This is a genomic window from Microbulbifer maximicatervae (SeqCode), assembly GCF_056231245.1.
In genome coordinates, this window is the sequence record NZ_CP174334.1 from 4,902,595 (window position 1) to 4,915,233 (window position 12,639).

Consider the following 12,639-nt stretch of genomic DNA (forward strand, 5'->3'; position numbering starts at 1 on the left):
GAGCTTAACTCACACCTTATTTTGGATGCGACGACGCAGTAGCCATTCACCACCCATCATAATTCCCATTAGCACATATGAAACAAGGCCATTGTAAAGAGTCCAGACTTTCATATCGCCGTTTAAAACAGTTGCCAGTGCGAGGCTTCCATTAATTAAAAAGAATAGACACCATGCCTTGGTAACCTTTCGTGTATATAGGACACCTTCAGGTGGTAAATCTGGAGTCGTAAGGCGAGCAAGCCGTTCTACTAATGTTTGCGGTTGACTCAAACTGTAAAAAAACAGTGAAAATAGAATCAGATTACAAAGAACTGGATACCAAAGAAGTCCGTTTGAGTCGCCCCTTAACCAGGAAACCCCAACAACAAAAGCCAAGGCCACAGCCATTAACTTGGTGCCAATCGCCTTATTCGCGCCGCCAAACAATACCCTTAAAACCGCAACTATCAACAGCAGTAACAGAATACTACTTAAAGACAAGTATTCTATGCCAAAGTAAATTGCCATAGGGTACAGTGTCAGAATAATGACCAATATTAGCTGCGCGAATCGACTCACTTCTCTGCCATTACCTTTTCAATTGCACCAACTACATCTCCAACAGTTCTTACACTTTTGAACTCTTCAGGTGCAATTTTCTTTCCTGTTACTTCTTTCAAGCGAACAATTAGGTCCACAGCATCAATACTATCTATATCAAGATCATCAGAGAGGTGGGCTTCTTCTGTTATATCTGCCTCATCGACCTCAAACATCTCAACCAGAATTTCGGTCAACTTTGGTAAAATTTCTTCTCTGCTATTCAACATAAATACCTCTATTATGCGCGGCTGCTGCTGACAAAATTTGCCAGGCTATTCACATTAGCAAAATGCGATTTTGTATCTTCGCTTTCTGCATCTATTGATATGTTGTATTTTTTTTGCAGAGCAAGACCTAACTCTAGTGCATCAATAGAATCCAGCCCCAAGCCCTCTCCAAAAAGGGGCTCATCTGCTACGATTTCTTCTGGAGTAATATCTTCCAGATTTAATACATCAATAATCAGAACTTTAAGCTCTTCAACTAACTCTTTCACGCAGCACACTCCTCGGTAAAAAATGCTTTTAATTCTTGAGTAACCTCTCGGGCTACTTGTGGTGTTTCATCTTTTTCTTTTACTTGAATAAAACTCTCTGATTCATTCACATCGAATTGAAAATGTGGTCGACTCAGAGGAATACTGTACCAAGGAATATTTTTCATCAGCATCGGTGGATTACACCGTATTGTTACCAGAGTTGGGGTCACCCCGGAGCGTAACGCCATGTAGGCTGCCCCACGCTGAAACCTAAACGGTTGTCCTGGTACAGAGCGAGTTCCCTCTGGAAAGAGAACTACTGATTCCCCTTTTTGTAGTGATTTCGAAGCCAGTTCGATAATCTGTTCCGGGTCATCATTAGGTATATAGCCTGCAGTCACTACTGCGCCGCGCATAAACGGGTTTCTAAATAAACTGGCTTTTACAATACAGTTGGCATTCGGTATTCGGGATATTAGAAATACCACATCAATAAGCGATGGATGATTTGCCAATATCAATTGGCCTGGTTTAGCTAACTTTTGTTCATCACGAAATTGATAGGTGTAGATTCCCGTGATATGCATAAAGCCAATAAACAATCGAAAAGCGTTGTGGATACACAAACGAGCCTTGCATTTTCGAACTTCTGTGTCCCGATAGATCACCTTTAATGGTGGGAACAGAACAAACCGCAGTATCAATCCACCGATACCGAACAGGCTAAATGCTATCGCCGTAGCGACCAACCTTAGCCAATACTTGTCTTTTTTCTTTGCCGGCAATAAGTTAACTGGCATTGATCTGTAGCTCCCATCTCTCTGAAACAGGTATACGCCCCTCGCGATCAATCAAAGATCTAATCAACGGAAGCTGGTAATCAGGCTCTGCAAATACTGACTCAGCTCCAGCACATTCACTGGCAGTTAACGATAGTTTTATATCTGTATCACTAGATTTATGTTTCGCCAAGCGCATAGCCGTTGCGCAAATATATGTTGAGCTCTCAGCGCTGGGATAGTACATCTCAGGCAGTGTTTCTTCACAGAACACTAAAAGCAATTCCTCAGCACCCTCTTGGAGTAGTCCAGCAGCCTCTATAAAACCCGACTGCATAGGAAAATCTCCCCCAGCTAACGCAAGTGCTGGAGACCTGGTTTTACAGGCAATAGAGAACTGTCCTGCAATTGCGTTGTGTACAGAAAGTCCAAATGCAGTTGGCGATAGGTCTTCACTTGCTGCAACGCCTTGTAACAAGGAATAAGTCCTCATTGCTTCGCCATGCACTGAGCAAAGCAGTAAAGGAATATCTTCCTGCTCTAATAGCGGAAAAGCGGTATTAAAAACGGCTTTAGCCAGCGGACTCAAACGACGGCGCTGCATTGCAGGAAGAAAAGACACATCCGCCTGGCTATTTCCACCAAGCTGCTTTTCTCCTCTACGCCAACCCTGCCAATCCGATTGATCTGATATTCCCGAGCACCATGCTCGCCAATTACTGACAACAAATTCCATAACCAAACATTAATTCTGAAGCAGAGCTCCATCCCCCAAAATCAAAAAGCTGAAGCTGGCCTTTCCCACCATTATTTTTAGTTGGCTAATAGGTATTGCGCGACCAGAGACAGGGCGGGAATGGTACACAAAATGACCAATAGCCGCCAGTAAAAGCGCTGAATTATAGGTCGATGCGCGGCCTTAGATTACAGTGAAATACACGGGCTTTTCCGGCCACTTATTCTCTCGTACTATGGTACACATTTGCCATGGGAAACTTGTATTGCACAGCCCCCCAGCCGTTAAAGTGAAGGTTTTTTAAGTCGACCAGATTCCATCGCTTCCAAAGGGAACAAATTCTTAGGGGTTATCAAATGCCTTACTTTACCTGCTCTTCCTTCAATAGCTGGTCAGGAAACTGGCAGGGAGATTCCATTCACCTGCTGGGAAGCACTGAGCTCTCACGGCTGGAGAAAATACACAGTATTAAACGCCGAGCCCAGTTCCTGGCCGGGCGAATATTACTGCGCACTTTAATTGCGGAGCAATACGAGTATTCACCTTGGGAAATTACAGTTGAGGCTGAAGCACCGACCATTGCTATGGTTAGAGGAAAACCCCTTTGTCATATTTCCATAAGCCATTCCGATGACTTTGTTGCCGTAGCAATAGCGGAAACTCCAGTAGGTATTGATTGCGAAAATGAGTCCCGCCAAAGGAATTGGTTGGCCATGGCTAAGCAATACTTCCACAAGGCGGAGATAACCGAACTAAACTCGCTCCCGACATCGCAAGTAGCTGCTTGTTTCCTCACTAAATGGACCGCCAAAGAAGCATTAGCTAAATGTTCTGGTGTCGATTTGGGGCAGCTGCTGGCCTCAGCTCCTATAATTAATCGACCTCAGCAATTGAACCATCCGTACAAGAATTACCTATTGTGGACAGGACAGCCGAGGCCTGGAGCCTACCTAAGCCTTGCGGTTAAACACAATCAAGCCACCTCTGTCGTAAACCCAATAGGCACATTTAGAGCTAGCCACTGCGGGAGAACAAGCGATAGTACTATCCTGAAGCCAATCAATGGTTTCAGTTAGGTTTGCTCCCAGGGTGTTCAAACCGCTCAATCCCTGGAAAATAAATCCCCAAAGAAATCACCTTCGTACCAATATGGTTGACTGTCGGCATCGGCAACTTGCCGGGCAATCAGGTAATTTACCTTGGTAAATTGCTCAGCCGCCTCATAATTAATCTGCTCGTCCGCAGCATCCCCTGGCTTGTGGTAGCGCTCGCGGAAGAAAGCCATCTGTGCAGCAGTACCATCCACACTGGGGTCTTTTGCCTCCCTTCCGGTAATCAAGTAGATTGAGGGCACTCCGCGACGGACAAAATTGTAGTGGTCACTGCGCACGAAGATAACTTCCTCCGGCATAGGATCGGGACTGAGTTTAAGCCCGGAACGGTTTGCAGCCTCCTCCGCAACTCGCCCCAAAGATGAATGTTCAGCACCGAAAGCAATAATATCGCGGAATGGATAGAGCAGCATGGGCATATCAAGGTTGATATTGGCTACGATCGATTCCAGTGGCACCGTGGGGTACTCGGCAAAATAATCCGATCCCAGCAAACCTTTTTCCTCTGCGGTAACAGCAACGAACAGCAGTGATCTTCGAGGATTTTGCCCAGATTCAACAAAAAGACGTGCGGTTTCCAACATCACCGCGATACCGGCAGCGTTATCCTGGGCTCCGTAGTAAATCTCGCCGTCCTCTTTCTTTCCAACATGATCCAGGTGTGCGGAAAAAACAACATATTCATCTTTCAGGAGTGGATCACTTCCCGGTAAAACGGCCACTACATTCGGGCTGGTTACGCGCTTGTGGTTAGAGCTGCTGCTCATTTTTGCACGGTAACTAAGGGGGAAGCCTTCTGGAGTTTTTCCTTGCTCGATATCGGCAAAAATACTTTCAAGACTGCGCTCAGCGCCATCAAACAGCTTGCCGCCTGCAGTGATGCTCAACATAACTCCCGGGTGCATCCCCGGGATTGCACTACCGGGCATACCAGTCTTTTTCACCCAGTCAAAAGTGTCGTCAAAACGGTGCTTCGCATAGTAGTCAAATGGGCGGCGTTTCTCCCGCTCAGGCGTATACAGGCGAACAAAACCCACAGCGCCATGTATTGCGGCAACCTGGCGTTTGGTGCGAGGAGAGGAGTGGTGAGCCCCCACTTCACTGGGCAAGCTCTGCGGCCGGCCTGCTAACACAACGACAATCTTTCCCTGTACATCCAGGCCGTGATAGTCATTAATGCCAAAATCCGGAGCCTCAATACCGTAACCGACAAATACCAACTCGGCATTGATCTGCGAGCGCTCACTCAGTGCGGAGGGCGATGCTAGAAAGTCCTCGCCAAATTGCATGGCGATTTCATCGTTCTGGCCCTCTAAGACAAATTCAGGATCACTCCCATCCCAACTGGCACTGCGAAAAGGCACTTCCTGGAAGTAACCTTGCTCCCCTGCTGGAATCAGCCCCATCTTTTTAAATTGGCCAGCCACATACTGTGCCGCTTGGCGATAACCCTCGCTACCGGTATCGCGACCCTCTAGTTCCGCTGATGCGAGGAAATTGATATCTCTACGGATGTAATCACTATCTGCAATGGGGCCAGTGCTGTTAATGCTGGAGGTGGTACAAGCCACCAATAGTGCCATAGCCAGGGCACCCAATAGACTTTTAACTCTCATGGGGAGTGCTACTTCTCAGGAATACAAAGCGTGATTGTTGATACGGACAGGTCATTTGAAATCGCACCACTACAGGTGCTTGTGGACCGTCGAGCAATTGCCCATCTTACCACGATTTAGGGCAATCTAAGCTGAGGCCCAGTGAGCTGCGCCCTGACTGTACTCGCTAAACTCATCTATGCAGCCTTCCCCAAACCGGGGAACGCTTGTCCAACCGCATAAGCTACTTTCTCGTAGGCATTATCCGCACAAAAATCTCCATGAGCCGCAAGAAAGTGCAAAAATGGCTGCCTTAGGATTTGTTCGAAGTCGTACTTCAACCACAGCCTGGGATTTTTATCACTTGGTGTCACCCTTGCTCTCCAGGAGGGAGCAATCTGCATACCTCGGCGGATACCAGAAAACCTCAGCAGGTTTTTACCAAACCAGGTACATCCATTCCATGACTGCCAGTACTGCAGGGCATCACAACTGACCAGTAGTCCGCCACTAAACGGGAGCCACAATACGGCTTCTGGAAACTGACTTTGGGAAAAGACAATAAAGCGCCCCCCCGGTATTGGACAAACATCCTCCTGTCGCAACACCTTATCTGCTTTTGGCGGATAAAAATCTGAGCCGCGCTGTGTCCAAAAGGTAAGATCAAAGTGGTCTCTGTAGTAGAGATCATCACGTCCATGGTGATAGCCGAGCCGTATCGCGTGACTCACACGCCCAAGATCTTTTAACTTTTCCTCCTGCTGTGGACGCAATCTGATGGGATTAATCAAGGTAAGGTGATCCTGCCAGCGAGCGATTCCCATATTGCGATTGATAGTGACCCCCGGCGCTAGTTTGATAGTTCCGGGAACATAAAAAAAATTAGGCAACAGTTGGCGAATCTCGCCGTGGGGCTCTGTGGGGGGATAGTTGATACGCACTGGCAGGCTACATATCAGCTATATTGAACTCGATTTCGAATACCGCGCAGAATTTTTACTGCAAATTCCGCGCGCTCATCAGGGACAAAAATGTGGTCACGGTGTAGTGTGGATACCACGCTGGTATCTATTCCAGCCTCCATTAATTCCTGGGCGACCACAGGAATAACCCGCACCGCATCAAGACCAGCCAGGATCTGCAAAGTGATTTGGCGAAAGGGGGCGCTTGCGGCAATATCTAATTGCCGAGCCGAACGTTGAGGCAGTATCACACTCATTCCCTCACCTTCTCGGAAGAAACACAAACTCTCTGACAAAATATCTGTAAACCGACTATCTGAAACCTGACAAAACACATAGATTTCATCGTGCAGCTTGGGATACAAAGTTCTCAATGCTCTCACTACGGATAGATCAGCTTTCATGCTTTCTTTGCCGTCTGGAAGTTTTCTCCAACCTGATTAATACCTGTTTTCAGGTGAAAATAGTCCAACTCTAAAACTACTTTTTGTGGGCTCTCTATTACCCGGCAGAGTATTTTAATTTGGAAAAAATAAGATCACGCATTTTTTTAGAATTATTTTCCTAACAGAGCTGGCAGTTTAATAACTAAATCTTTTTATGAGTTTTCCTGAAGCTTAGAAAAGTCGGATTTTAGCTGGTGGAAAGTTAAAAATATATTAATGGGATTACTTCTTATTGAGAGAAGTTGACCCAATGACTGTGAGAAGTTACGGATTTCTCAGCTCTTCACCATCAAATTCCGGTTCATTGAGTGCCGGAGTTGTATCCACTTCCGACGAATCCTGTTCAACCTCCCAGCTCTTCAGCACCGCATCAATATCCTTTTCCAGTCGCACACGGGGAAATTTGGGGCAGGGTGAATCTCTATCTGGATCATGCCATGCGGATAGGGGGGCTACAAAAACTACGTAGGATTTATGCAGGCGATTTCGCCCAATACTCACTTCTGTCCATGTTGTTTGCCAGGCAAACTTTCCCCTTACCGCATAGTCGCTTTCGTAGGATTTTAAAGTGAGAAAATAGGGGTAAATCTTCCCTCGCTTGCAAATAATTCTGCGTCCGGTCTTTATATTGGCCATTTGAGTAAATGGATCAAAATACCAATTAATATCGTATCCAAATACGAATTGCATCTCTCCATTTTGCCTTAAAAAAGCGTAGGATCTCCCAGTGCCATCGGGCTTGAGACTCCAGACATGCCGCGCTTCACCATCGCGGGAAATCAGCCAGGCCCCAACCCATTGACTGGCATCGTAGCGTGATTTTGCATGCCAGCCTTCATTGAGTGTTTTTCGTTTCCCTTCACTGGCATTTGCACTTACGACAAAAATTAGCAGTGGCAGGAAGAGATAGAATTTTATCCATTCCCACCCACTACTCATCTTTTCCACGCACGGATTAAATAGCGTTCGCACGGAATTAAGCTGCTAGCGACTGACAATATCCGGGCAACTTGCACCGGCCTTGGGGGTTCGCCAATCAGCCAACCGACGCTGAAAGCTCAGAAGTCCACCGCCCGCCTGCAGCCAATGACGGCCATCAATCACTGCAAATAGGAGGGTGGCACGGCTCCAATCTCGAAATGCGACAGATACAACCCCGCCCTTACAGCGCACCGAGGTTCCCGTTTTAACTCGCACCCGGTCACCATCCAATTGCCAGTTAATGGCAAAACCATGGGTCAATAGGCCTTTGGCATTAAATCCATAGGCATATCCGGAGCCATCGGCATGCAGTTGCCACACTAATTGATCATCGCCTTCACTCACAACCAGCCAATTTCCCGCCCACTTTTGCTGGGCGGACTCCGCCGAGGCCCACATTGGTATCGCTAGGAAAATTGCTGTGACAAATGGAACAACCGGCTTGATAAAATGCCGCTTTGGTAAAAGACGCAAAAACTTCATGCGCTGCCCTACGGTATCGGCCCCAGTGCATTACAGGGGGCGGGTTATTCAAAAGACGACTGGGGAAGTCGCCAATTTTCCTTTCCGATTACGGGGCTAAAGCCTCACTTATCGGCGTGAAAAAACGCTCAGGCGCTATTTTTCACATCCCTCGAAAAGTAAGGCTAGACGCAATTTACAACGGTGGCAGGTTAAACGTTAAAAATATTCAAATTTACGACAAATTCACAAAAAGAATGGCAAGTCATTTTTACCGGTAGTCCAACTATCTGGATTTTGCTTCGGAAAAATTCTTGTCTGCTCTCCACACCCGATACTTTAACTGCACGCCCTGTGGCAGATATATAACCATTGGCAACTTACTACTATAAGGCAGCATCAAGCCATCACCGCGCACGGTGATAAATCGCCGGGATTCACTGCCTTGGGCACAGACCTTTTGCGTATCTGTGGTCGGGGTCAGGTCGGACAGGACATAGAAGGGGTAACCCCAGCCTGGGAGTATGTCCTTGCGCAATGGGGCGCTAAAGCTTTGCAAGTTGCATTCCGCGACTTGGCTTTTTCCCGGTATCAACTCAACCCTGAAGCGACTTTCATCGACAACCTTGGGCAGCTTGATAACGTGACGTAACTTGCCATCAACCTCCTCTGGAAATGCATCCAGAGGCTCAGAACTGTGGCAATCCAGGGCCAGTAACATCATGAAGGCAGTGGCAACTAATTTTGACATGGTATGGCCTCACTACTGCGCCGGGAAATGGCGGACAAAACTTTTTAAAGTCTAGTTCGCTTTTGTCTTCGCAGTCCCCACCAGAGCAGCGCCCCCAAACCGATTGCCAAAGCAAACAGAGCGGCAGTCCATAGGTATCGCCCCTCCCCCATCGCTGGTGGCTCCAACTTGGAGTGGGCCAGATTGAGATCCGCCCGCAGATTTTGAAACGCGGCAATAACTTCTGTGGAACTGGCACCACCAATCAAGTCATCCCGCAATTGCTGCCATTGGACCTGAAGCTGCTCCACCAGTACCTTGTCACGAATCAGCAGCTCCTGTCGTAACGGCCTATACCCATCACGATAAGCCAGCATTAACTTACCGTATGCCGCTGTTATATCTCCTCCTCGATAGTCCGTCTCCGCCAGCTGCAGCAAGCCAATTGCGCTGATAAGAGGGGGGATCAGAGTGCGTACAAGGTGGGGGTTTCCGCGCCACCACATCAATGCTTGTTGCAGAGTTGGCTCAAGTTCCGCCGGTTTAGTGGTCGCCATTCCCGGGAGTCCCAGTAACCCGGAGTAACGGGTCGCCAAGTCGGAAGAGGGTGGTAACTGATTCGCCACTGGAAAAGCAGCGACAGTCACCGCTAATGCCCAGCGCTGTAGGCCGGTCAGATCTCCATCAATGTCGACTGTGTGAATAGAGTCAGTTTCTGGGTCCAGGGTGTTATAAAGATCATAGAGACTGAACCCCGCCATTCTCTCGAGATCATTGAGGGCTGGGCCTTCATTACTACCCTCACCGTCGACACCGTGGCAGATGGCACACCGCTGCTGATAAACAGGCATCATAAAACCCGGCGAGGGCAAAGAGTAACTGGGTGACCGCTGCAGCTGATACAAAGCAGCAAGGCGATCGGCGATTGCATTGGCTCGACGGCGCACCTCTGCGCTGGAATCCTTATCCTCAATCGCCTTACGCAAGTCCGAGAGGCTTTTCTGCAAACCCTGCCGACCAGGCCGATCGGGGAGTTGAGTGACCAGGCGCAGTACTTCTTCTACCTGTTGCTTCTGTAGTTCATAAAGAGGAGTGTCCAGTCGCTGCCCTTTCTCTACGGCGTCGCCGTAGTCTACCGCTATATAGGAGAGAAGATTGCTGGCCTGAGCGGCCACAGTATTGCTGCTTGAAGTGTCCTGGGCTGAAACAGGTGCGATTAAGCCAGCTAGGAGGGTAAACAGTAAAATCCATTTGAATCCCATTAGTGGCTTCCGGATCGGGCAAGTTTGATCGATGTTAGGAGCCTCTCGACAGATTGCGGGGCACCTTTCTTAGGGTAGAAATAAAAAACCCCGCTCGAGGCGGGGTTTCTTCAATCGGAAAGCTTAGCCGCGATCCGCTCGCTCTTTGGCAATTAGGTAATCTGCCACTTGCAGCATCAGCTCCTGGCCATTGCTCTTACCTTTATATCCGGGGAAAGAGGAACTGATGCGGTATTTACCCGCAACAACAACTTCCGGGGTACCAGTCATTTTGTAAGCGCGCTGATTGGCCATACCTTGCTTAACTTTGCTGTTGATAGCGAAGGAATTCATCAGCTTCGCAGCTTTGGCACCATCTTCACCATGCTTGTTAAACAGAGCCTCAATAGCCTTTAAGTCAGGCACCCAGTTGCGACCTTCGCGGACAGCCAGCATCTGGCGCTGAGTGTAGATGGTGTTAAAGATAGGGGTGTGCATCTTTTCCAGAACACCCATGGAATCTGCTACGTAGTAAAGACGAGCGTGTACATCCATAACCGGCTGCCAAATTGCTGGCAATTTCAGCAGCGCAACATCGCTGGGCATCTTTTCTTTCCAGCGCTCCAGAGTTGGCTCAAAAGTGAAGCAGTGGGCACAGCCGTACCAGAACATCTCAGTCACTTCGATCTTGTCGTTGCTCTTTTGTGGTACAGCCTGCGGCAATACTTCATAGTGCTGGCCCGCTTTGAACTCGCCACTTTCCTGGGCGCAGGCAACGAGGCTGAACATTACAGCAAAAACCATCGTGATCGGGGCGAGAAATGCTCTCATAAGTCTTCTCCAACTTTTATTTAGTGGTGCGAACGCCATCTAGCGGCGGGCTGTCGAGCCACTGAGGACACAATAGACAACGCAGATTATTTAAGTTCCCGGACCCTCGTGCAAGGAAACACTGCAAAAACTGCCTAATACGTCTATGGAAAGCGGCTTTATGCTCAGGCGACAGGCACAAAAAAGGCCGGTTACAGACCGGCCTCAGTGTACTCAAACCCTGTGACTATTAGTCAGTCAGGCCTGCGATATAGTTGGCCAGCGCCTTGATCTCTGCATCGGAGAGTTGCTTGGCCACGGTGCGCATAGTGCGAACTTCACCGTCATTGTTGCGGGTACCCGCACGGAATGCTTTCAGCTGGGCTTCGATGTACTCTGGATACTGACCGCCCAGACGAGGGTAACCGGCCGGTGCATTGCCCAGTCCAGCAGGTGAGTGGCATCCCATACATGCGGGAACACCAGTCTCCATATTGCCACCACGGTAGATTTTACGTCCAAGCATCAGGCCGTCGACGTTCTCACCGTTGTTTAGCATCACGGAAATAGCCTCAGATCCGGTCAGCTGCATTGGCTGCGAGGCAAAGTAAGCGGCGATATCCTGCAGGTCCTGATCGTTGAAGTTGTCCAACTGACCGATCATTTGCGGCACATCGCGGGTTTTGCTTTTGATATCCTGTAACTGCTTAAACAGGTATTTTTCACCGAGTCCGGCAATCTTTGGAAAAGCCGGAGCAATACTGTTACCGTCTGCACCGTGGCAGGCTGCACATTGAGCGGCCTTTGCCTTGCCCGCAGCAGCGTCACCCGCAGCCAGCGCCAAGGGCACGGCGCCCAAGCCGAAAACTAAACCGAGTGCCAGAGCAGTGTTCTTGATAATGCTGTTCATACGTCGTCCCGTTGCGCGCTGAGAGATGGCGTTTCGCACCGCCCCCGATAGTCCTGCGACGCGAAAACGGCGGCATTATATACTTGCGCGCCAAGCGAGTGTACCGAATAAACAGACTTATACGATGTCAAATTCAGATTTTAAAGCCCAACCACCAAAACTGAACTACCGTTCCATACAATTTCTCACCAGTGCCCCCACCCTGACTGAGTGTCCGGAGGACTTTGGTGCCGAGGTGGCCTTTGCCGGTCGCTCCAATGCGGGGAAGTCCAGTGCCATCAATGCGCTCACGGAAAACAACAAGTTGGCGCGTACCTCTAAAACACCGGGACGCACCCAGTTGATCAACTTCTTTCGCCTCTCCGACCAGCAGCGCTTGGTGGATCTGCCCGGCTATGGCTTTGCCAAGGTCGCCCGAAGTATGAAAGATGAGTGGCAGCGCCATCTGGCCACCTACCTTGAGAAGCGAGAGTGCCTGCGTGGACTCGTATTACTAATGGACATTCGCCAACCCCTCAAGGAGTTCGATCTGCATATGCTCACCTGGGCAGTAGAGGCCGAGCTCCCAGTGCACATCCTGCTAACCAAGGCCGACAAGTTGAAGAATGGTCCAGCCAACAACACTCGCTTTGCAGTAGAGAAGACCCTCAAGGAGCAGGGACTCAATCACGGGGTCACTCTGCAGATCTTCTCATCGACCAAAAAAACAGGCCTGGACAAACTCGAGCGCAAGCTCAATGAGTGGCTGGAAATCCCAGAGGAAGCCGCCCCCACTGAAGATTGAACGAGCCGAGAACCCGGGGGCAGCGCCC

General features: G+C 49.0%; 16 protein-coding genes. 2 read left to right on the forward strand and 14 right to left on the reverse strand.

Annotated elements, in window-relative coordinates:
- Positions 1-9: 9 nt before the first annotated feature.
- Genes ACJJIS_RS21410 through ACJJIS_RS21430 form a run of 5 tightly spaced genes read right to left on the reverse strand, consistent with a single transcriptional unit; the run spans position 10 to position 2,578 of the window.
- A complete protein-coding gene (locus ACJJIS_RS21410) occupies positions 10-510 on the reverse strand; it encodes a COG4648 family protein (protein WP_444934577.1) in 501 nt (166 codons plus the stop codon).
- 47 nt (positions 511-557) lie between these two features.
- Positions 558-812: an acyl carrier protein gene (locus ACJJIS_RS21415; RefSeq protein WP_202862844.1), complete on the reverse strand. Its 255-nt coding sequence runs from the start codon at positions 810-812 to the stop codon at positions 558-560.
- Positions 813-823: 11 nt separating this feature from the next.
- Positions 824-1,081 (reverse strand): ApeE family acyl carrier protein, encoded by a 258-nt coding sequence (locus tag ACJJIS_RS21420; protein WP_108731261.1) that lies wholly within the window; start codon positions 1,079-1,081, stop codon positions 824-826.
- Positions 1,078-1,848: a lysophospholipid acyltransferase family protein gene (locus ACJJIS_RS21425; RefSeq protein WP_475709035.1), complete on the reverse strand. Its 771-nt coding sequence runs from the start codon at positions 1,846-1,848 to the stop codon at positions 1,078-1,080. The genes ACJJIS_RS21420 and ACJJIS_RS21425 overlap by 4 nt, the downstream gene beginning before the upstream one ends.
- 4 nt (positions 1,849-1,852) lie before the next feature.
- Positions 1,853-2,578 carry a beta-ketoacyl synthase chain length factor gene (locus tag ACJJIS_RS21430; protein WP_444934574.1) on the reverse strand — a complete coding sequence of 242 codons (726 nt, stop codon included), beginning with the start codon at positions 2,576-2,578 and terminating at the stop codon, positions 1,853-1,855.
- Between the two features lie 356 nt (positions 2,579-2,934).
- Here ACJJIS_RS21430 and ACJJIS_RS21435 point away from each other — a divergent pair, with 356 nt between their 5' ends.
- Positions 2,935-3,654: a 4'-phosphopantetheinyl transferase family protein gene (locus tag ACJJIS_RS21435; RefSeq protein WP_444934573.1), complete on the forward strand. Its 720-nt coding sequence runs from the start codon at positions 2,935-2,937 to the stop codon at positions 3,652-3,654.
- Between the two features lie 26 nt (positions 3,655-3,680).
- Here ACJJIS_RS21435 and ACJJIS_RS21440 read toward each other — a convergent pair whose 3' ends face one another.
- From ACJJIS_RS21440 to ACJJIS_RS21480, 9 genes are all read right to left on the reverse strand, one after another.
- Positions 3,681-5,306, reverse strand: coding sequence for a M28 family metallopeptidase (locus ACJJIS_RS21440; protein ID WP_475709036.1), 1,626 nt, complete (start codon positions 5,304-5,306; stop codon positions 3,681-3,683).
- 176 nt (positions 5,307-5,482) lie between these two features.
- Complete coding sequence (locus ACJJIS_RS21445; protein WP_444906748.1) at positions 5,483-6,226, reverse strand: hypothetical protein; 744 nt, start codon at positions 6,224-6,226, stop codon at positions 5,483-5,485.
- Between the two features lie 14 nt (positions 6,227-6,240).
- On the reverse strand, positions 6,241-6,651 hold the full coding sequence (locus ACJJIS_RS21450) for an ACT domain-containing protein (RefSeq protein WP_444911866.1): 411 nt from the start codon (positions 6,649-6,651) through the stop codon (positions 6,241-6,243).
- A 306-nt stretch (positions 6,652-6,957) separates the two neighbouring features.
- Positions 6,958-7,632 carry a hypothetical protein gene (locus ACJJIS_RS21455; protein ID WP_475709037.1) on the reverse strand — a complete coding sequence of 225 codons (675 nt, stop codon included), beginning with the start codon at positions 7,630-7,632 and terminating at the stop codon, positions 6,958-6,960.
- A gap of 45 nt (positions 7,633-7,677) precedes the next feature.
- Positions 7,678-8,157 carry a hypothetical protein gene (locus tag ACJJIS_RS21460; protein ID WP_282930498.1) on the reverse strand — a complete coding sequence of 160 codons (480 nt, stop codon included), beginning with the start codon at positions 8,155-8,157 and terminating at the stop codon, positions 7,678-7,680.
- Between the two features lie 265 nt (positions 8,158-8,422).
- Entirely contained in the window at positions 8,423-8,887 is a 465-nt protein-coding gene (locus ACJJIS_RS21465) for an ecotin family protein (protein WP_444926362.1), read from the reverse strand.
- A gap of 44 nt (positions 8,888-8,931) precedes the next feature.
- Positions 8,932-10,128, reverse strand: coding sequence for an HlyD family secretion protein (locus tag ACJJIS_RS21470; RefSeq protein WP_475709038.1), 1,197 nt, complete (start codon positions 10,126-10,128; stop codon positions 8,932-8,934).
- A gap of 123 nt (positions 10,129-10,251) precedes the next feature.
- Positions 10,252-10,938, reverse strand: coding sequence for a thiol:disulfide interchange protein DsbA/DsbL (locus ACJJIS_RS21475; protein WP_413663932.1), 687 nt, complete (start codon positions 10,936-10,938; stop codon positions 10,252-10,254).
- Between the two features lie 229 nt (positions 10,939-11,167).
- On the reverse strand, positions 11,168-11,827 hold the full coding sequence (locus tag ACJJIS_RS21480; RefSeq protein WP_444940315.1) for a c-type cytochrome: 660 nt from the start codon (positions 11,825-11,827) through the stop codon (positions 11,168-11,170).
- Between the two features lie 124 nt (positions 11,828-11,951).
- On the opposite strand from ACJJIS_RS21480, the gene yihA reads away from it, so the two are divergent.
- Positions 11,952-12,611 carry a ribosome biogenesis GTP-binding protein YihA/YsxC gene (gene yihA / locus ACJJIS_RS21485; protein ID WP_475709039.1) on the forward strand — a complete coding sequence of 220 codons (660 nt, stop codon included), beginning with the start codon at positions 11,952-11,954 and terminating at the stop codon, positions 12,609-12,611.
- Positions 12,612-12,639 lie beyond the last annotated feature (28 nt).